This window comes from Fictibacillus aquaticus, from assembly GCF_002245695.1.
GTDB classification, from domain to species: Bacteria; Bacillota; Bacilli; order Bacillales; family Fictibacillaceae; genus Fictibacillus; species Fictibacillus aquaticus.
Genome location: NZ_NOII01000003.1, coordinates 430,402 through 450,942, shown reverse-complemented (window position 1 = coordinate 450,942; position 20,541 = coordinate 430,402). Strand labels below are relative to the sequence as shown.

The 20,541-nt window shown below is 46.8% G+C and carries 19 protein-coding genes; 8 read left to right on the top strand and 11 right to left on the bottom strand.

All coding sequences use genetic code 11. The features are described from left to right. Nucleotides 1-42: 42 nt before the first annotated feature. The 5 genes from thiC (at nucleotide 43) to CGZ90_RS20760 (ending at nucleotide 6,689) form a co-directional block, all read left to right on the top strand. Nucleotides 43-1,818 carry a phosphomethylpyrimidine synthase ThiC gene (gene thiC, locus CGZ90_RS12635; protein WP_094252862.1) on the top strand — a complete coding sequence of 592 codons (1,776 nt, stop codon included), beginning with the start codon at nucleotides 43-45 and terminating at the stop codon, nucleotides 1,816-1,818. Then, nucleotides 1,796-1,993: a hypothetical protein gene (locus tag CGZ90_RS12630; RefSeq protein ID WP_094252861.1), complete on the top strand. Its 198-nt coding sequence runs from the start codon at nucleotides 1,796-1,798 to the stop codon at nucleotides 1,991-1,993. Before thiC ends, CGZ90_RS12630 begins: the two co-directional genes overlap by 23 nt. Before the next feature lie 286 nt (nucleotides 1,994-2,279). Continuing rightward, on the top strand, nucleotides 2,280-3,797 hold the full coding sequence (locus CGZ90_RS12625; RefSeq protein WP_133063585.1) for an N-acetylmuramoyl-L-alanine amidase family protein: 1,518 nt from the start codon (nucleotides 2,280-2,282) through the stop codon (nucleotides 3,795-3,797). A gap of 112 nt (nucleotides 3,798-3,909) precedes the next feature. Beyond that, a complete protein-coding gene (locus CGZ90_RS12620) occupies nucleotides 3,910-6,342 on the top strand; it encodes a bifunctional diguanylate cyclase/phosphodiesterase (protein WP_094252859.1) in 2,433 nt (810 codons plus the stop codon). Between the two features lie 179 nt (nucleotides 6,343-6,521). Beyond that, entirely contained in the window at nucleotides 6,522-6,689 is a 168-nt protein-coding gene (locus CGZ90_RS20760; RefSeq protein WP_165766846.1) for a hypothetical protein, read from the top strand. Between the two features lie 55 nt (nucleotides 6,690-6,744). On the opposite strand, the gene CGZ90_RS12615 is transcribed toward CGZ90_RS20760, so the two are convergent. The 3 genes from CGZ90_RS12615 to CGZ90_RS12605 form a co-directional block, all read right to left on the bottom strand. Further along, the gene (locus CGZ90_RS12615; protein ID WP_094252858.1) at nucleotides 6,745-8,661 is read right to left on the bottom strand and encodes a vWA domain-containing protein; all 1,917 of its coding nucleotides are present in this window, start codon (nucleotides 8,659-8,661) and stop codon (nucleotides 6,745-6,747) included. Between the two features lie 115 nt (nucleotides 8,662-8,776). Further along, a complete protein-coding gene (locus tag CGZ90_RS12610; RefSeq protein WP_094252857.1) occupies nucleotides 8,777-9,658 on the bottom strand; it encodes an ATP-binding protein in 882 nt (293 codons plus the stop codon). A 244-nt stretch (nucleotides 9,659-9,902) separates the two neighbouring features. Further along, nucleotides 9,903-10,637, bottom strand: coding sequence for a YdcF family protein (locus CGZ90_RS12605; RefSeq protein ID WP_094252856.1), 735 nt, complete (start codon nucleotides 10,635-10,637; stop codon nucleotides 9,903-9,905). Nucleotides 10,638-10,855: 218 nt separating this feature from the next. On the opposite strand from CGZ90_RS12605, the gene CGZ90_RS12600 reads away from it, so the two are divergent. After that, on the top strand, nucleotides 10,856-12,205 hold the full coding sequence (locus tag CGZ90_RS12600; RefSeq protein WP_240515426.1) for a S8 family serine peptidase: 1,350 nt from the start codon (nucleotides 10,856-10,858) through the stop codon (nucleotides 12,203-12,205). Nucleotides 12,206-12,249: 44 nt separating this feature from the next. Here CGZ90_RS12600 and CGZ90_RS12595 read toward each other — a convergent pair whose 3' ends face one another. Further along, a complete protein-coding gene (locus CGZ90_RS12595) occupies nucleotides 12,250-12,897 on the bottom strand; it encodes a spore coat protein (RefSeq protein ID WP_094253130.1) in 648 nt (215 codons plus the stop codon). A gap of 325 nt (nucleotides 12,898-13,222) precedes the next feature. Here CGZ90_RS12595 and CGZ90_RS12590 point away from each other — a divergent pair, with 325 nt between their 5' ends. After that, complete coding sequence (locus tag CGZ90_RS12590) at nucleotides 13,223-13,891, top strand: transposase (RefSeq protein WP_094252855.1); 669 nt, start codon at nucleotides 13,223-13,225, stop codon at nucleotides 13,889-13,891. Between the two features lie 203 nt (nucleotides 13,892-14,094). Beyond that, the gene (locus tag CGZ90_RS12585) at nucleotides 14,095-14,262 is read left to right on the top strand and encodes an aspartyl-phosphate phosphatase Spo0E family protein (protein WP_165766845.1); all 168 of its coding nucleotides are present in this window, start codon (nucleotides 14,095-14,097) and stop codon (nucleotides 14,260-14,262) included. 256 nt (nucleotides 14,263-14,518) lie between these two features. On the opposite strand, the gene CGZ90_RS12580 is transcribed toward CGZ90_RS12585, so the two are convergent. The 7 genes from CGZ90_RS12580 to pssA form a co-directional block, all read right to left on the bottom strand. Beyond that, nucleotides 14,519-15,115 (bottom strand): hypothetical protein, encoded by a 597-nt coding sequence (locus CGZ90_RS12580; protein ID WP_094252853.1) that lies wholly within the window; start codon nucleotides 15,113-15,115, stop codon nucleotides 14,519-14,521. Beyond that, nucleotides 15,087-15,647 (bottom strand): RNA polymerase sigma factor, encoded by a 561-nt coding sequence (locus CGZ90_RS12575; protein ID WP_094252852.1) that lies wholly within the window; start codon nucleotides 15,645-15,647, stop codon nucleotides 15,087-15,089. Before CGZ90_RS12575 ends, CGZ90_RS12580 begins: the two co-directional genes overlap by 29 nt. Before the next feature lie 156 nt (nucleotides 15,648-15,803). After that, nucleotides 15,804-16,205, bottom strand: coding sequence for a thiol-disulfide oxidoreductase DCC family protein (locus tag CGZ90_RS12570; protein ID WP_094252851.1), 402 nt, complete (start codon nucleotides 16,203-16,205; stop codon nucleotides 15,804-15,806). Between the two features lie 9 nt (nucleotides 16,206-16,214). Then, nucleotides 16,215-16,916, bottom strand: a complete 702-nt coding sequence (locus CGZ90_RS12565; RefSeq protein ID WP_165766844.1) for a VOC family protein — start codon at nucleotides 16,914-16,916, stop codon at nucleotides 16,215-16,217. 655 nt (nucleotides 16,917-17,571) lie between these two features. After that, nucleotides 17,572-18,528, bottom strand: a complete 957-nt coding sequence (locus tag CGZ90_RS12560) for an ABC transporter permease (RefSeq protein ID WP_165766843.1) — start codon at nucleotides 18,526-18,528, stop codon at nucleotides 17,572-17,574. Then, nucleotides 18,503-19,450: an ABC transporter ATP-binding protein gene (locus CGZ90_RS12555; protein ID WP_094252848.1), complete on the bottom strand. Its 948-nt coding sequence runs from the start codon at nucleotides 19,448-19,450 to the stop codon at nucleotides 18,503-18,505. The genes CGZ90_RS12560 and CGZ90_RS12555 overlap by 26 nt, the downstream gene beginning before the upstream one ends. Before the next feature lie 226 nt (nucleotides 19,451-19,676). Next, nucleotides 19,677-20,408, bottom strand: a complete 732-nt coding sequence (pssA, locus tag CGZ90_RS12550; protein WP_094252847.1) for a CDP-diacylglycerol--serine O-phosphatidyltransferase — start codon at nucleotides 20,406-20,408, stop codon at nucleotides 19,677-19,679. Between the last annotated feature and the right edge of the window lie 133 nt (nucleotides 20,409-20,541).

Here is a 20,541-nt window from a genome sequence, read left to right as displayed (position 1 = left end):
TGGCATAATTCCGAATCATGAAAAATGAGGAGGAATTTTTTTATGGCAAAACATGACGTGAACGTACAGCTGAAGGCTCCATTTCCAATGAGCCGGAAAGTGTATCTAGAGCAGGACGGCGTACGGGTGCCGATGCGTGAGATCTCACAGCATCCGACATCTGGCAGCTTTGGAGAAGAGGAAAACGCACCGATTACCATCTATGATACGAGCGGTCCCTACACAGACCTAAATTACGATATTGATATAAAACGCGGGCTGCCTGAGCTTCGCCTTGAATGGATTCGCGAACGTGGAGATGTGGAGGAATACGAAGGGCGCCATATCCGTCCTGAAGACAATGGGTTTAAGCTTGAAGGAGATCCGCGTGCTAATCTTGCTGAGTTCCCGCGCACGAACTTTCGCCCGCTGCGTGCAGCAAACGGCGGCAATGTAACGCAGATGCACTATGCCAAGCGCGGCATCATTACGCCTGAAATGAAGTTTATTGCTATTCGTGAAGGAATGGAACCCGATTTCGTACGAAAAGAGGTTGCGTCCGGCCGCGCCATCATTCCAAGCAACATCAACCACCCGGAACTTGAGCCTATGATCATCGGCCGCCATTTTCATGTAAAGATCAACGCCAACATCGGAAACTCTGCGGTCAGTTCATCTATCGAACAAGAGGTTGAAAAAATGACGTGGGCGACGCGCTGGGGTGCGGATACAATCATGGATCTGTCGACAGGCAAGAACATTCATACCACGCGTGAATGGATTCTGCGCAACTCTCCTGTTCCAGTCGGCACCGTTCCAATCTATCAGGCACTTGAAAAAGTAAACGGCGTTGCGGAAGATCTCACATGGGAAGTGTATCGCGATACACTCATCGAACAGGCGGAACAGGGCGTGGACTATTTTACGATTCATGCCGGCGTTCTTTTGCGGTACATTCCGTTGACCGCCAAGCGTACGACAGGTATCGTATCCCGCGGCGGCTCGATTTTGGCGCAATGGTGCCTTGCACATCATGAAGAGAATTTTTTATATACGCACTTTGAAGAAATCTGCGAGATTTTAAAAACGTATGATATTGCGGTATCGCTCGGTGATGGGCTGCGCCCTGGCTCGATTGCTGACGCGAACGACGAAGCACAGTTTGCCGAGCTGGAGACACTAGGCGAACTCACAAAAATCGCTTGGAAGCACGATGTGCAGGTGATGATTGAGGGCCCAGGACACGTACCGATGCATCAGATCAAAGAGAACGTGGACAAGCAGATCGAGATCTGCGGCGAGGCGCCGTTCTACACGCTCGGGCCTCTCACGACTGACATCGCGCCAGGCTATGACCATATCACATCAGCGATCGGAGCCGCTATGATCGGCTGGTTCGGTACGGCAATGCTCTGCTATGTGACGCCAAAGGAACATCTCGGGCTGCCGGACAAAGACGATGTGCGCGAAGGAGTTATCGCCTATAAAATCGCAGCGCATGCGGCCGACCTTGCCAAAGGCCATCCGCGGGCACAGATTCGTGACAACGCGCTCTCCAAAGCACGGTTTGAGTTCCGCTGGGAAGATCAGTTCAACTTGTCGCTCGACCCGGAGCGTGCGCGTGAGTACCACGACGAAACGCTGCCTGCTGAAGGTGCTAAAACTGCGCATTTCTGCTCCATGTGCGGTCCGAAATTCTGCTCAATGCGCATCTCGCACGATATCCGAAAAATGCACGGAAGCACTAGAGACATTGGCGGCGTTCAAGATGATGCAGAGCAAGGTATGAAACAAAAGGCTCAGGAGTTTGTTGAAAATGGCTCAAAGCTGTATTCCTAATTGCAATATTCTTGTTTTTGCACTGCTGAATAAGGTTCGGGAGCTTGAGCAGCAGGTACAATTTCTGCAAAGCCGGTGCCGCCATGTGTTTGTCGAAACGTCTGAAAGCGATGAACGCATCTGCCTCTCCTGCAGCTACACCGAATCTATCATTTGCCGTCTTCCTGGAGATTAATCTCTTGAGGGCACGCTTTAATTTGGGGGTCCGGTACCTCAGTGAAAAATCCGGTACGCCATCACGGTTTTTGTGATGGCGTACCGGACCCCCATTATTCACCCAATTTCCCACCTCATTTTTGCCCACCAAATCTGCGTCAATCTTTTTCAGCAAACCTATAGGAAAAAAGCAGGAAAAAGCTAAAACTATGGCGAATTTTGCCGATAACTAATTTACTATTATTGTCATCTGCAAAGGGAGAGTGGGTAATCTGAATCGTAATCAGCTTCAAAGGTTGTTGTCGTTGTTTTTGGTTATTTTTTTATGCATTCCCGCCATCAGCACTTATGGGCACACATCGTCAGAGGCATCTGTCACGGCAACGAGCCTGAACGTAAGAAAGGCTCCTGGTACTACGAGCGAGTGGGTTGGCTCTGTTAAGCAAGGTGCAACCGTCACTGTTCTTGCTGAAAAAAACGGCTGGGCACAAATCAACTATAAAAACATTAAAGGCTGGGCGAGCTCTTCTTTTTTAAAGAAAAAAAGCCACTCACATCCGAAGCCAAAGACATCCGCCGCCAAAACCGGCACCATTACTGCCAGTTCATTGAACGTCCGCAGCGGTCCGAGCACGACCGCAAGCATTGTCGGTTCGCTTAAGAACGGCAGCACGGTCACGATTCTTGTAGAAAAAAGCGGATGGGCTAAGATCACATCCGGAAGCCTGTCCGGCTGGGCATCTTCAGCTTATATCATTGCAGAACAAAAAGCTGCTACACCTACGCCCGCTTCACCTGGAAAAAATCAAGCATCAGGCAAGGTTACTGCGTCATATTTGAACGTGCGCACGTCGCCTTCTATGAATGGAACAATCATCGGGGGGCTCGGACAAAATACGACTGTCACTATTTTAAAGGAAAGCAGCGGCTGGCTGAACGTCCAGTACGGCAAGCTAAAAGGCTGGGTCAGCGGCGCTTATGTTCAAAAGTCGAACGGAACGGCTCCGGCCCCAAGCACTCCGCCTGTCTCACAGCCGCCGTCCGCATCACAACAGACGCTGACTGTTCTATACAACAACGTAAACCTGCGAAGCGGCCCATCGACATCCTACATAGTCGTCGGCACGGCACAGCAGGGCGATAATTTTAACGTGATTAAAAAGCAGAATGACTGGGTGCAAATCAAGCTGAAGAGCGGTAAAAGCGCCTGGATCGCCGGCTGGCTTGCATCGGTTTCAAAAGGAAACAACAGCACAGCGCCTGCCCCTGTAACGAACAACAGCCTTAAAGGCAAACGGATCGTGATTGACCCGGGCCACGGCGGCTATGATTCAGGAGCTGTCGGACGTACGTACGGCACGAAAGAATCAATTCTCGCACTTACGACTGCCAGACTGCTTGCGACACAGCTCGAGAATGCTGGTGCTACAGTCATCATGACACGCAGCACTGATCAGTATATCTCGCTCTCGAACCGCGTGAGTGTCAGCCATTATCATTTTGCCGACGCATTTGTCAGCCTGCACTACAACTCAGCGTATGACAAAAGCGCGAACGGTCTGCTCACCTTTTATTACGGCAGCAAGGATTACGGTCTCGCGAGCGCTATTGACACGTCTTTAGCAGCCGGCAAAACAGGGCTCGCAGCAAAAGGCCTTCGAGTCGGTGACTTTCAGGTCCTGCGCACAAACAAACAGCCCGCTGTCCTGGTCGAGCTCGGATTTTTATCGAATGCGAATGACGAGTTGATCGTCAGGGGGTCTAATTTCCAGTCAAAAGCAGCGGCAGGTATCGCCGCTGGACTTATGAAATATTTTAAATAACATATAAAAAGGGGTATCAGATCGCAGCGATATTGGTACCCTCTTTCTTTTTCCTTTAAAATGAAGATACGCTATACCAATAATTAATTTCTTTATAAGGAGTTTACTGTTAATGGGGGATGTTTCTCATACATATAATCTGCCTCTTGTGGCACTCTCTGTCGTAATCGCCATCATCGCGTCGTATGCTGCGCTTGATCTGGCGGCCCAAATCAAGAAAACCAAGTCTTCCGGACGTCATATTTGGCTCATAACAGGGGCCGTTGCTCTTGGACTCGGAATTTGGGCGATGCATTTTATCGCGATGCTCGCATTTCATCTGTCAATTGACGTCAGCTATGATCCAACGCTCGTCATCGTTTCGATTTTTCCTGCCGTCATCTCTTCATGGCTGGCATTTTCAATCATCAGCAGGCCTGTCATGAGTAAAAAGCTTGTCCTGCTCGGCGGCACGTTGATCGCTGCGGGAATCGTATGCATGCATTATACAGGCATGGAAGCGATGGAAATGGGAGCTTCTATTCACTATGATCCGGTGCTATTCACTTTATCGGTCATCATCGCGTTCATCGCCTCCATCGTTGCTTTGTATTTGCTTTTTTATGTGAGTGAAAATAGCGATGTCTCTAAACTAAGGCGGCGAAAAGCAACGAGCGCACTCATTATGGGATTCGCTATTGCAGGAATGCATTATACTGGGATGGCCGGAGTCAGCTTCACCCCTCACCAGCATTCGATGCATTCAGGAGAAGCGACTGACACGGTGTTTCTGGCATACTCGATCAGCGCAGGCATATTCATCATTTTCGGTTTAGTGTTCATCAGCATGCTCATCGATAAGCGGTTTCGGTACCAGTGGCTGAAATCTGAAAGAAAGTTCCGCTCTGTCATACAATCAGCCAACGACGCTATCATTTTATCAGACAGCACGGGTACCATCTTTTCATGGAACAAAGGTGCACAGCATTTATTCGGTTTTGAAGAAAAAGAAGCAATAGGAAGCAAGCTGCAGATTATTATCCCTGAAAAGTTTAGAGAAGCTCATCAAAAGGGCATGGAGCGTTATCTTTCAACCAATATCCCTAAAGTGATGGGAAAGACGGTTGAACTCGAAGGTCTGAAAAAGGATGGAAGCGAATTCCCGATCGAGCTTTCTCTTGCCACATGGAATGAAGATAACCAAGTCTTTTTCAGCAGCATTATCCGCGATATTACGGAAAGAAAACGGAATGAGCAGAAAATTAACCAGATGGTCTACCGCGACCCTCTGACCGGGCTGCCAAACCGTCTGCTGCTGAGCGATCGTCTCTCTCAGGCGTTAGAGCAGGCGAACGAAAATAAGCAGAATATCGGAATCCTGTTTATCGATCTCGACCGTTTTAAATACATCAACGATACACTTGGGCATGCGGTCGGCGATCAGCTGTTGATCGAAATTTCTAAGCGGATTCAAGATTGCGTAGGAAGAAACGATACGGTCAGCCGTCAGGGCGGAGATGAGTTTATCGTGCTGCTGCCTCATACGACGTCCGACGAAATCACGAAAAAAGCGCAGAAACTCATCGAGCACTTTCAGCGGTCTGTGATGTGCGGCGGTCAGGAACTGTTTGTGACGCCATCCATCGGTATTTCCATGTATCCATCAGACGGCCGGGATATCGAAACACTGATCAAAAACGCCGACACGGCCATGTACCGGGTTAAAGAGCAGGGAAAAAACGGCTTCCAGTTTTATACTCCTGAAATGAATGAGATCGTTTCTAAAAAAATGAAGCTCGAAATCGGGCTTCGCAAAGCTCAGGAACGTAATGAGTTTCGTGTGGTATATCAGCCGCAGATCGACGTCACGACCGGCTCTCTTTCCGGCGTAGAGGCTCTCATCCGCTGGCATCATCCTGAATGGGGAACGATCTCCCCTGCCGAGTTCATTCCGATCGCAGAGGAAACCGGCCTCATTTTACAGATCGGCGAATGGGTGCTTCACGAAGCGTGTCTGCAGAATAAAAAGTGGCAGGATGAAGGGCAGCCGCCGCTGCGCATGTCTGTTAACATCTCTTCGCGCCAGTTTCAGCAGAGCGATCTAGTCGAGATGATTCAGCGGATTTTAAGCAGCACAGGTCTTGATCCAGCGTATCTTGAACTGGAGCTGACGGAAAGCATCATCCAGGATTCCAAGCATGCTGTAACAAAAATGCAGCAGCTAAAGGACATGGGTATTCATCTGTCCATCGATGACTTTGGGACAGGCTATTCTTCGTTAAGCTATTTGAAGACCTTCCCGATCAACACGCTAAAAATCGACCGCAGCTTTACGAGCAATATTTACAATGACCCGAAGGATGCTTCCCTTGTGGAAACGATCATCCACATGGCTCATAACCTCGATTTAAAAGTGATCGCGGAAGGCGTAGAAACGCGGGAACAGCTTCAATTCCTGCAGCAAAGGCATTGTAACGAAGCGCAAGGCTACTTCTTCAGCCAGCCAATATCGGCTCATGAAATGGATGAACTGTTTAAGAATCAAATAGAAGTTTTGAAAACGTAAAGAGCTTGCCGGCGGGCGAGCTCTTTTTTTGCTGGGGATGCTGCGGTACTAGAGCGGCTGAGTAGTTTAGTTCGTTCGCTATGCTGATAATGAGCATTTTCCGGCTGCACTTTAAAGGAATGTGTGCTGGCAAAATAGGGTATTTCATTCGTATGACTTAATGTGAAGGAGGAAATCGCATGACTTTTAACATGACAGCTATCTGGATCTTGTTTGGCGCGATGGCTGTAATTCTTGTTTTAACTTCAATTATTCGCTTTCTCCTCCCAAACTGGCTGGCTACACTCATAAGCACCTTTCTCGTCTTTGCCGCCCTATTCAGCTGGTTTCAGATGCTCGATAGTTAACATAATGGGGGTACGGTACCTTTACATGAAAAAGGTACCGTACCCCCATTACTTTTTATATAAGCTTAAACAGCAATTTTCGCAAAACTGGCATTAAATATTCCGTAAGCTGGCTGGCATCAGGAACGACAACACTCTGCGGACCGTAAATGTTCTGCATAAGCTGCTCCTCTTTATCAGTTACTTCGCCGTTCGCGATGAACATGCCGAGTGTTTCGATGCCCTGTTTACGCGTTTTCAAGACTGCCTCATGCGAATCAAGTATACCATGCGTCTCATAATCAAACGCTGCCGGCTCTCCGTCTGAGAAAACGAGCAGAAACTTCTGCTTTTCGCTCCGCTTCAGCAGCTCCTCCCCCATCCGCCGAATCGCATAGCCGTCGCGGTTATCTTCCTGCGGCTCAAGCTGCAGAATACTGCTTCCGCTCTGGTACAGCGAATTGCGGTACGAGATCACTTCCTGAAAATAGTTCGGCTGGTCTTCTGCCGAGGCATCTGCTGCGTCCTCCCAAAACCCGATGACACTGTGCGGGATCTTCAGCGACTTCAATGTTTCATGGAAAAGCACAATCCCTTTTTGCGTCTCCTCCATCTTATTGAACATCGACGCCGAACAGTCGACAAGCAAGGTGAACGTCGTGTCGAGCTCCTGCTCTGACTCTTGTTTTTTATAAAACAGCCGCGGGTTATTGTCTGTCACCACACGGATCAGATTCTTTCCGAGCCGCCCAAAATGCAGATCGCCTGCCGGCTGGTTCTTTTTATGCTCCATCGTTTTTAAAAAGCTCTGCTTCAGCTTGGAAACGAACGGCGTAACTTCAGCTTTTACCGCTTCGTATTGTGCCGCTTCATCAGGTCCGGATTGCTCCGCATGCTTCCAATGCTCCGACACGCTGCGGTTCACGTGGCCGTAAGGGTAAGCAACTTCGCCTGATCCTGGGATTTCTCCGTCTGTTTGTGCGTTGATGTCTTGCTCGGAGAAGTCGTTCCCTTGCGCCGACTGAGCGCTCGCTTGCACGTTTCCGAACACCTGATCACCAGTCTCCGCTTTCCTTGCTCCTTCACCGAGCAGGTCCGTACTTGTGCCCTGATCGAGATCCATCTGCAAAAAGGAATCCTGCGGGTCGGACGTTTCATCATGCCATGAAGAGTACGATTCCTTTTCCCCGTCTTCCTGATCCTTGTCGTCATCTTCTACTTGCTTGCTCGATCCCGATTTTTTCTCGTTTTCACGCAAAAGGTTCTTAAACTCTTCACCATTTTGCTCACCATCTTTTACAGGGTCAGCAAACGAAAAATAAGCCGTCGACATATCGCTGTGCGGCAGTTCCGCATTTTTCAGAATGGAAGCCATGCTGAGGATAATCCTTGCAACCTCTGCCGTTGAACTGCAGCTGCTGAGCTCGGCAAGCGGCTGCCGCATCTGCTGATATACCTCTTTTACGGGGTCCGGTACTGCTGTAAAACGCCGGTTAGCCAGGAGAACGATATGGCAAAAAAGCGCGTCAAGCCAACGCTTCGCCTGTAAATGCTGGCGATATTGCCGGCTGTAATGCACAAGAAACTCTGCTCTGCGGACCTTGAACGCCTCAGCCATTCCCGGCCTGTCAGCGATACAGCGCCTTTCAAGCCGGAAGTCCTCTGAAAACATGAAAATCTGCTTCAAGAATTCCTTTTGAGGATGATCTGACAGCTTGTGGAGTGTATCCCAAACCAGTTGATCCTCTGTATAACGGAATGCACCGTAGCTTCGCAGATAAACGTCGGATTTCCAGCCTTCAATCTGAATGTCCTTCGGGTATGGATTCCAGAACTGGCTGACATGAGTCGCTGAATTGCCGCGCTCAAGGTAGGAGTGAAACGAAAATTCCACGTCCATCTTCTCATCCTTCGAGAGCGCACGTGCCAAGTCGATCAGCTGCATATGAACGAGCGAGTCGATTTTCGTATCAGCGAACACTAAAAACTTCACATTCAAAACCTCCAAAACACTCTTTGGGGGTACGGTACCATCTCATCATTAGCCGCGCAGCTGCGCAGTTTGATGATGCTTGGTACCGTACCCCCTCCCGATCAGTTGTTCCTTCTTAAAACAGCGTGCCAGCGACGTTGCTCACGAGCGCTTTCTCTCTCTGATCCTCCAGCTTATCTGCGATCGCTCGCTGCACAGCACGTTTTGCCGGCATGTAAACAGAAAGATCTGCTGCGTCAAGCAGTGCACGAATAGACGCCGCTTCCTCTGATAAGTGCCCCGCTTTCGCCTGTGACACTAAGTCGGCAGAAAGCTGCACGAACCGTGACAGCACCTCTTCATCCTGCTGTTTTGATTGGTTCACCAGCATTTCTTTTAACGTATCGCCTTGAATATAAGGCACCTCGATCACTACAAAACGGTTTTTCAGCGCTTCATTTAGCGGCACTGTACCGATATATCCTTCATTAATTGCCGCGATCACATTAAAACCAGGCTTAGCCTTCACGACCTCTCCCGTAAACGGATTCGCGATCGTTCGCCTGTAATCAAGCATCCCGTTCAAGATCGGCAATGTTTCTGGCTTTGCGATATTGATCTCATCAATGTACAAAAAATAACCATGCTCTGCCGCTTTCGTTACAGGACCAGGAATAAAATCGATCTCCTGTCTGCCCTCGCGGTAAGCAAGCGTCTTGTGGCCGAGCAGCGCTTCAGCATCCAGATCAACCGATGCATTCACTTGATGAAGCGGCTGTCCGAAAAGGTGCGAAAGAAGCTCCGCAAGCTTCGTCTTCCCTGACCCAGTCGGCCCTTTAAGAAGGACATTCTTACCCATCGCGAGCGCAATCACCGCATCCTCGACAATTGCGTGATCTGGAGCCGTATACCCTGCCCCGCCGATTAAGTCCTTGAATTCCTGGTTAAGCCCAGAAACACGTTCATTTCGTTCTCTATTTAATTGCTGTTCTATCATTTCAGGCAAGTTCAATTTCATTAGTTAAAATCCTTTCACGGGCTCTATCTACCACCATTATTGCCCCAATACTCGCCTGTTATTTTAGCATACCCTTTTTGGGGTACGGTACCATTTCGATTTTATTTCCCAAAGGGTGTTATTGGAAGGTTAGCAGTGTGCAAAAAACACTGCTGTATTAAGGTTCTTTTATATCTGTACATTCCACGCGTACAATATTCGGGAAATATCCATTTCGAGTACCGTACCCCCAATTAACCCCCGATTAAATAAAGCTCCACAGCGTATGGACAATCGCGAAGTACTCTCGTATGTGGGCTTGCGGGACGTGTCTTATATGAAGCGGCGCGCCAAGTCCCTGCACCTGAACTCCAAGTTCCTTCGCAATCATTTTGGCTCTGAACAAATGAAAATCACTCGTTACAATCAGCAGATTGCTGCCCTTTTTCATCAGCTTGCTCGCATACAAGATATTCTCATTCGTGCTCGTCGCTTTATCCTCGATCGTAATGCGATCCGCGGAAACACCTTTTTCAACTAAATAATTTTTCATGATTTCGCCTTCACTCACGTCTTTGCCGATTCCCTTCCCGCCGCTCACGATAAAGGTCACTTCTGGATGATTATTCTCATAATCCAGCGCTTTATCGAGACGGCCTTTCAGAACCGCGCCTGGCCGACCGTTTTTCGTACCTGCTCCAAGCACTAAAATCGTATCGGCTTTTTCTTTTAAATCGCCCGGATCAGTCACCGTATTTTTGAAGATAAAAAACTCAAACATCAACACGACAGCAACAGCTAAGGCTGCCATGGTTATCAGCAGTTTCCGATTTTTCTTATATATCCTTGAAGACAATTCAAACCAGTGCGAAACAGCTATCAAGAATAGCCCAACGACTAAGAAAAACGCCAGTCCTATATCCATATTGGTAGACTGTACGTATACCGCAACCGGATAGATGATAAAAGCCAGCCCCGCTAAAAATAATCCTCTTTTCATAAAAAAGCCGCCTTTTCTTATAATTGGGGTCCGGTACTCCAAATGGACAAAACATAAAAAATGTCCATTTCGAGTACCGGACCCCCATCTCTTTTTCTCTACTTATCATGACAAATGGACTGGGCTTCGTCTACAAAAACAGGAAAATAGTTACAAGGTATTTCAGAATATTTTGTCAAATAAAGTATTATGCAAATTGGAGAGGATGTGTACGTTGGATGAAGAAGAATACTAAGGCGATGCTTGCTTCGCTCAGCTTGAGTGCAACGATGATATTGGGGGCGTTTGGCGTTCCTGGACAGGCAGCTAATGCGGCACCTGAAACGAAGCAGTATCTTGTGTTGTTTAAAAACGAAAACTCTCTTCCTTCAGGCTATGACAAGCTGATTACCAGCGCGGGGGGATCTGTTAAAAAGGTTCTTGGAAAAATGGGCGCAGTACAGGTTGTAACAAACAACGCTGATTTTGAAGCAAATATTGAAAAATCAAGCGCCGTTCTAGATGCCGGCGTCGAAAATATAATCATGCCAGATTCACCTGTTATTGAGCAGGATTTGGAAGCCGCAGCTGCAGGCGGTGATGTGTATGCACTGCAATGGGATATCCAGCAGGTGACTGGCGACGGTGCGTCATGGAACCTGCCAGGCGGTACTGGCAGATCGGCGAACGGCAAGGATATCGTCGTCGCTGTAGTTGATACTGGAATTGATTATAACCATCCTGATTTAAAAGCTAACTATGCATACGGAAAATCGTTCGTGCCTGGCTATCCTGATGCGATGGATCAAAATAGCCACGGAACGCATGTCGCCGGTTCTATCGCAGCAAAAGGCCGTTCAATGGGCGTCGGGCCTGATTTAAAAGTCGCAGCATACCGCGTATTCGGACCGACAGGCGGAGCTGCTACTGCAGACATTGCCAGCGCGCTTATGACAGCTGCGGATGATAACGTGGATGTTGTCAACATGAGTCTCGGCGGATATGACTGGTTTCAAAACCCTGACTACGCGACAAAAGATACGGTAGAAGACGTGAGGCTGTTCAACCGTGCCATTCAATATGCGATTAAAAAAGGCGTGACCGTTGTTGGCTCAGCTGGTAACAATGCTGTTGACCTATCAAGCCCTGGCCGCCTCTCTGGCGACGATAACGGAGCGACACACCGCAGCCCGAGCTCACAGACAATGATCCGCGTCTCTGCTAACGGAGAAGCAAAGAACCTTGCCTTCTATTCCAATTACGGAGTAGGGAAAATTGATGTGATGGCTCCAGGCGGTGATCTTGGATTGAAATACCACGAAACACGCAACAACGCGGACCGTGACAACACTAAGCTATGCCTTGCTACAATCCCTGGCGGCGGCTACGGATATAAAGGCGGAACATCTATGGCGGCACCTAAAGCGGCGGCTCTTGCTGGCATTATCATCGCACAGCACGGTAAAGACGTCCTCTCTCCTGCTCAAGTCAAACATATCCTGCAAAGCTCATCAGATGATGTGTTCAAGACAGGTTATGACGAGAACAGCGGATTTGGCCTGATTAACGCCGTAAATGCTCTTCAATAAAAAAGCAAAGCCCGGAGATCATTGAATCTCCGGGCTTTTTTTGGTTATTGCAGCGGCGGCTGTCCGCCTTGCTGCGTGATCTGTGCTGGTGCAAATCCGTCCATGATCTGGTCCATATCTGGCTGAGCGAGCTGCGGAACCTGGTAATAGTGATGCTTGTTCTGCCAGATTGAAATCTCGTATGCCATCTCGATCCAGTTTGGCATGCTGTCTGCCAGCACGCGCCGTAGCACCGGATTGGACACTTCAAGCGTCGCCATTCCCCGCAGTGATGCGTTTGATTTTACCATTCCAAGAATAAGGGAGGAGATCGCCTGGTCGTTCAGTTCGTTGACAGATGCTGCCGGCTTTTGCGGCTGACCCGGTTTCATGCCGTACGTCCAGTCATTGTCCTGCGTCATGTTGTAGGTTTGTGTTGCCATCGCTGGATCCTGACCTGTCTGGAACGCCTGAACACAGGCATTATACTCCTGGCAGATGAACTGGAACTGGCGGTCAAGAATCTGGCGCAGCTCCTGATCCTGAATATGCTGTTTGCAAAGGGTGAAAAGATTCAGCGTGGAAATCGTACCTGACAGCATTTCCGACACATCGAACATCTCATGACCGCCATGATTGTAACGCGGTCCAACCTGTCCAGTATGCATGTTTTCATGCTGGAACGCTGGATTTTGCGGCTGTACAGGATTCATTCCCGTTCCTGTCATCGGGTTTTGATTTTGGTTATTGTTTTGCATAAAAAAGTACCTCCAAGTCGTTTTCAATTACGGAGGTTATTTTTTGAACAAAGACTAAATGTTATTCATCTATAATTTCCGAGGGAATAATGCATAAAACGACAAAAATCATACTGTTTTGCCTAAAAAAGAGACATTGAAGCTCGGTTTTTGAATTACGGTGTGGCTCAAATACTGAAAAACAGCATGGAAAATAACTGTTTTGGGGTACGGTACCATTTCCCAAACTCCAACAGACGCGCTAAAATGAAAGTCATTCTAATAGGAAAGGGGCTGTATCATGGCAAGGAAACACCGCATATGGTACCCAGGCGCGATGTATCACCTGACAACTCGCGGCAATCAAAAAGCACCAATATTTATTGGTAACGAAGACTTCAAGACATACCTCAACCTTCTGCACGCATATTCCTTCAAACATTCTATCCGTATCGTCACGTACTGCCTGATGGGCAATCACGTCCATCTTCAAGTGCAGTGCGAGACAGAGCCTCCATCAGCTTTTATGAAATCCGTCCACCAGCTTTACGCCATGTACTTTAACAAAAAATATGAGACCGTCGGCCACGTTTTTCAAGGGCGTTACAAAGCTGAGCTGATTGAAGAGCTTGATCAATTTCTCGAAACAAGCCGCTACATCCATTTAAACCCCGTCCGGTCCGACATCGTCGACACTCCGCTCGAATACCCGTACAGCAGCTACAAATACTATGTGACCGAAGCAGAAAGCCCCTTAGTTGATACCACCCTTATTCTCGCTTACTACCATGGTTCCCGTGAAGCGTATAGAAAATATGCGGAGTTCCCGCTGGAGCTTGTCCCAGCTGCTGCAGCACCCCAGAAAAGCCAGCCAAAACAGAACAGGTCCAAATCACGCGGATCTTCTAGGGATCTGTCTTCAGGTTCTTCTCCGGGGTCCTCTTCTCCGGGGTCCGGTACTCGCTCATGATGATAAGAGTAAAAACTCCCGTCCTGTCTGGATTTGTTAGGAATAATTCACTTCTTGGTACCGTACCCCACAGGTTGAAACTTTTAAAAATTCGCATCAAACAATTTTCTATATTTTGTAGAAAATTCTTACACATCCACTAAATATAGTATATAATAATAGTAGAAGCAGAATAGCTTGTTGGAATAAGAGGGGGAATGGATATGAGTAAGCAAATGCTCGTTTTAGTCAAAGAGATAGACGCCATTCGTATCACGATGTATGAGTTCAGCAAAAAAGTGGACAACCTTTCCGATCCGCTGCTCGTACAGCTCAGCCAGCTGCTTGATGAAAAGCTCAACACATACAATGAGGTCTGCAGCGCAGCCTGATAAACCAAATTACTTATTATTTAAAAATAATTAAACCGGAACAGCGTGAATGCTGTTCCGGTTTTTTGTGAGGATTTTTGATTTATGGGGTTTATGGGGTACGGTACTACTCACTGCGCTGCCTCCTGAAAAGCCTTATCAGCACTGCCTTTACATCAAAATCTACTTCCGAAGTACCGTACCCCCAAAAAGTCCCCCCCAAAAAAACTCCATACACAAAGAAAGCCTGCACTGGAAACAGTGACAGGCTTTCTTGCTATTCAAAAGGGATTGGATTTTCGGCATATTCCTCATACTTTTTCGCCAAATCTTCTTCCTCTTTTATATCCTCAATTTTAATATTTCCATAAACCGGTACTGTCGTATACCAATCTTCGCTTTCTAGGTATCTTGTGACAAATAAATACTTTTGTCCTTCTTTTAAAAGATTGTCACCTTTTGTGATAGACAGATCATCATTGTTATATCCCGCCAGCTGGTTAACCGTTACCTGGCCATTCAGATTACCTTTCATGCTGCGCATTACCTCTACCACATACTGTGTTTCCGGCTGCTCTCCAAGCGACTTGCTGCCTTTCTTTTTCACCACTTCTCCGATAAAAATATTATCAGCCCAGCTAGACAGCATGTGTGGATTGGACACGTCAAAGGAATTTCCCTGCTCTACATAAATCGTTTCACTTTTTCCTGGAAGAATGTTTGTCTGGATCAGGAAAAAGGCAAACAAACAACACGCGGCTAGTCCTGCTGCAGCTGTAAACTTGAACGATTTCTTCTTTTTAAGATGCACCGTTCTTGAAAATGGGTACTGTTCAGCAGCCTCTTTATACATTTCTTTTAAGTGCTGTTCCATAATCCTGTCCTCCCTCACCATAAACATTCTTCAGTTTTTCTTTTGCTTTAAATAGTCTCGACTTGACCGTTCCTTCAGATATACCAAGTGTTGCCGCTATTTCTTTTAGCGTCTGTTCTTGAAAATAATGCAGAACAATGACAACCTGATGCTTTATGCTTAATTTCTTCACTGCTTCATAAAGAAGCTTATTATGCTCTTTCATTTCATACAATTTTTCTGGGGTACAGCGATCCTCCGGGTCATTAAAAAATGGGAGCCATTTTTTAACAGACCACTTTCTTGTCACTTTCATTGCCTGATGAATGACTATTTTGTTGAACCACGTTTTAAACAGAGCTATAGCAGGATTGTATCGATGCATAGACCTAAACGCTTCATAAAGAGCTTCCTGTACCGCATCCTCAGCAAGAGTATAATCATGGACGATTAAATAGGCCGTTTGCTTTGCCTGAAGAATGTAAGGTGTAACTAGTAGCCGGAACGCTTCTTCATCACCGTCCAAGACCCGCTTAATCAACTGATCTTCCATCACATCTGCTCCTCCTTCCTGCTATTTATTACCTGTCTGCTTAAAAAAGGTTCACTTTTTAAAAAAATCTTTTGGTTCTGGGGTACGGTACTCCAAAAAGACAAAAATCCCGTTTTGTCTTTTTCGAGTACCGTACCCCCCAACACACTCTGACATTTATATAAAACGCTCTTTGATGTCAGGTGATGGAAGCATGCACTCGTCTTTTTTTCCGAACCATTTATATCGGTTGCGGGCAATGTATTCATATACTTTGTTCCGGATCGGCCTGGGCACGATTATTCCAACCGCCGCGAGCCGATACGGCAACTTTAAATAATGAGCTGCACGTACTGCTGCATCGGATTTCGTAAAAGCCTTGCCTCCCTGTATCAGCACAAAGCTATCCATCTTCTCAGCCGGGAATCCGTGCTTTTGCAGCAGCTCCTCACCTGTCTGAGATTGAAGTGCGGTAAACCGCAGCTTCTGATTTCTCTCGTGTTTTAAAACAAATTGAACAGCGCCGTTGCATAAATTGCATACACCATCAAAAAGAATCACATGCTGGTCTTCCATCATCCACCACTCCTATTTAATAACCTGACCGTTCGACAGCAGCAGCTCTATCGGTCCCGTCGTCCGCCCGTCTGGCATACTGACAAGGCGGATGTTCCCGCCCTCAAGCTTGAGCAACTCAGAACAACCTTCGTTCTCAAGCCGGGGGATGTCCAATAGATCGCTCCAAACTTGTGCGGTCCGAGCTGCATTTCCAACCGCAATCTCAATGTGCTCAATTTTCAAATCCGACGATTCCTGCCAGCCTGTCCATCCGCTGCTCTCAAGGTCATTCAGCCTCTCATCATCCTCTTCATTCCACTTAATAAAAAACGGCCAATATTCTTGCTCACCATCCACAAAAAGAAGCTCCCATTGCAGAAGTCTCCCGTCTGCTCTCCGTCTTTCTCCCGGGAGGTGAACAGTCCTTAGTCCTGCTTGATCCAGCCTGCTGATCAATCTTTGCATGTTATCCGTACGAATGGCAAAATGCCCTGGACCATTAGGAGAGTTCAGGAGCTTTTGAACGAGTGGGTTATCCGAAGCCCTTGCTGTTTCCAGATCAAATACGCTCAGCCATTCGACATAACTCAGTCCAAAATAAAGAAGGGCATTTTCTGTACCCCAGTTTTCATGCCTTCCGCCGATTCCTGCTTTCATACCAGATTCCTTCAGCAGTGTTACACAATTCTCCAGATCTCGCTTCTCAAAAATCACCATATGATCAAAAAACATATTGCCCTCCATTCTTTTTGGGGATTTAGGGGTACGGTACTCTTTACCGCATCTCCTTGCCTTTCAAGGCGTCCGCGGAAAGAGTACCGTACCCCATAACCCGTCCCGAAAACTTATCCACAAGATATTCACAACAGCATAAGAAAAATAGTATATTTAATAGTTTTTTCTCCATCTTGCAGCCAAAAGCCTGTTGTTTTTTGGATTTCAACACTCCGTATGCCTGAAAACGACAAAAAAGTGGCTTGAAATCGCCAATTTCAAGTTTTTACATACAACTCGTTTGTACTGTAATCTGAGTTTACCAGTAAAGATAAGACACCGCGGTCAACTGGCCCGGCCCGGTTTCTTTCAAGTCCCTTCTGGAAAAACCGGGGCGTGACGGGAGCAGCGTTGAATATGCGGCGATATAAACCTGCTATTCATTCATATCTGCTCATGCACAGGTATCGGAAAAGGAAAAAGGTAAAACTGCAATCATCATTAACTAATCTTTACTCCTCCAAACCGTAAATCCCCCTTCATTCTGGCTTGCAGCCAGGTGAAGGGGGATTTGCGTTGTGCCAATTATTTTATTGGGGTACGGTACCTTTTCGCAGCATCGTTTACAGCACAAAGGTTCATCGAAAATGGTACCGTACCCCACCAATCAACTTTAAGACTTTACGTCGCGCTTTTGGAAGATCATGAAGGTGACGGCGAGCATGAGTGCCGTGTACACCGCGAGAACAGAGAGTGAGAACGGCAAGGTTAGCCCTTCAATTAAAAACTCTTTGTTCAAGAATTGTGTCAGGTCCATGTTGGCAAACAATGAATATTTGATCCAATCTTTACTTTGGAACAACATTACAAACGTGCTTCCCATGAACGACACGAGCATGGCAATACCAATCGCGATGGCATTGCTGATAAAGATTGTTGAAATCATGAAAGACAGCGTTACAAGTACAGTAAGTTCAATCACTTCAAGTCCAATCGTACTCAGAACATAATTCGATAATGTCTGTTCAGTAGCCGCTCCATCGGAATCCACAATAATGTGAGGCTGGCTGAAGCCGCCAAACCCATAAGCGAATCCTCCGATAACCCACATAAAGAACAGCGTCACAAGCCATAGCGTGATGGCGAAACCGAGAGTAGCCAAAAATTTGGACAATAAAATTTTCCAGCGGCTGAACGGGCGGATCAGAAGCATTTTAATTGTTCCTTTAGAGAACTCATTAGACACAATATCACTTGCAACGATTATAACGAATAAGCCTAGCAATGATGAGATTGGCGCAAATTCCTTAATGAACGTCCATGTTGTTTTCTCATAAGGAGAGATGTTATTCTCAAGTGCGTATTCCTTCTTTTTTATATCGCTTTCCAAATAACTGACCGCTTGTTCTGCACCCACTCCACTTTTTTTAGCTTCCTCTAAATCTTTTTCAAGCTGCTTCACCTCAGCCTGAACTTCCTGTTTCCATTCCCTCTGTTCGTTGTCATTGTTTACCTTATCGTAAATCGTCACCCCAAGCATGATCAGCAGCGGAATGATGAAGAATATCCACGTTCTCGGGCGGTTAAAGATCTTGATCCATTCATTATGAATGAGCGACAGTAGTTTCATTGATTCCGCCCCCTTTCTTTGTTGTTTCGAGGAATTTCTCTTCCAATGTTTTCGATTTTTTACTGATGCCTGAAACATCAAGACCAGCCAAAATAAACTGTCGGTTCAGCCCGGCAATCGGCAGATCGACACTGGACTGTACTGCAAGAACCGAGCTTCCGACGATTTCTGTCATCGCATCCGGCACTGTATCGAGCACGAGTTTTTGCGCGAGCTTAAGGTCTCCATCAATCTCGAATTCTACTCTGATTTCCTGCTCGCTCACATTCGTGATTTCTTGGATCTCAATGAGTTTGCCTTCTTGAATAATGGCGACGCGGTCGCACATCATCTGCATCTCGGCGAGCATGTGACTCGATACCATAACAGACGTGCCGTTGTTGGCAAGCTGACGCAAATAGTTTCGCAGATCATAGATTCCCTGCGGATCAAGACCATTTGTCGGCTCATCAAGGATCAATAATGATGGTTTATGTAAAAGTGCCTGCGCCACTCCAAGTCTCTGGCGCATACCGAGCGAGTATGTTTTCACCTTGTGATGGATGGCAGCTTCAAGATCGACAAGCTTGATGACCTCCTGAATACGCTCCTTCGTGATTCCTGGCAAAATTCTCGCGTATTGCATCAGGTTTTTGTAGCCTGTCAGATAATCGTACAGCTGCGGGTTCTCAACGATTGCTCCAACATGAGTCATCGCTTTTTCAAAATCCTTTTTCACAGACAAGCCGTTAATCATGACCTCACCAGAAGTCATGGAAATAAGCCCAACGATCATTCGAATTGTCGTCGTTTTACCCGCTCCGTTCGGCCCTAAAAGACCAAACACCTCGCCTTTTCTCACCGAAAATGAAAGGTCGTCAACTACGTTCTTTTTCTTCAGCCGTTTTGATACATTCTTTAATTCAAGCGTAAATTCACTCAACGTATTTCCCCCTCTTTCTGCTCTATTTCTATTCTAACAATAAATACGGATAAATTTGTAAAAAGTTCCAATTATTTTTCATGTGGGTACGGTACCATTTTCCTCATCTCCAGCAATACCGCCGGCGAACGGGAAATGGTACCGTACCCCGACTACCTCGCCTAATCAAAAAAAGTCCGGTACTCGAAGTAATCTTCGAGTACCGGACCCCAGCCAGCGAATATGCTTATAACCTTTTTCTTCTTCTTTTGAAGAAACGCTTCCGCTTTGGAAACTTTGGCTTTTTTTCTTTCATAAATCTTACAACGATAAACAGGATATAAATACCAAGCGCGATGTAGAAGAACACTGGAACTTTTTCAAAGCGCGTGCTTGCGACCAGATAGAACATATAAAACAAAAACAATGATGTCAGGATGCTCACGCTGTATTTCGGAACCGGTATTTTCTTAAAGCTTGGAATCTTGATCGTGCTGACCATCAAGTAGCACAGTGCGTAAAACATCATAATGAAAATCGGCAGTGGAAGTGACTTGTAAAACAATACTAAGAACGTCACGAGTGCACCTGCGAGTGTGATCGGTATGCCTGTAAAATGCTTTAAGTTCTCTTCTTGGTCGGTCATGTTAAAGCGCGCCAGACGGTACGCCCCAAAAAGCGGGAACAGGCCGGCCATGATGATGCCGTACAGCCCGAATTGATGAAAATATGTGAAGGCAGCGAGATAAGCCGGCGCCACACCGAATGACACGATGTCAGCGAGTGAATCCAGTTCTTTACCAAGATTATTGGACACGCCTAATATCCTTGCCGCCCGTCCGTCGATCGCATCGAGCATGATGGCGATAAAGATAAGGATCGTCGCATTCTTGATGTCACCGTTGATGATATATTTTATCGATAAAAAACCGCAAAACAGATTGCCGAAAGTCAGCATGTTCGGTATATGTCGTTTCATTTTAGCACTTCCCCGGATTAAAAATAGTCACTCGGCAATCGAGTCCACTCCTGCTTTAAACAAAAACAGAAAATGTACACTAACCAGCTATGATTTCTTGATTATCATTAGTTCCCTATTTCGGAACATTTAT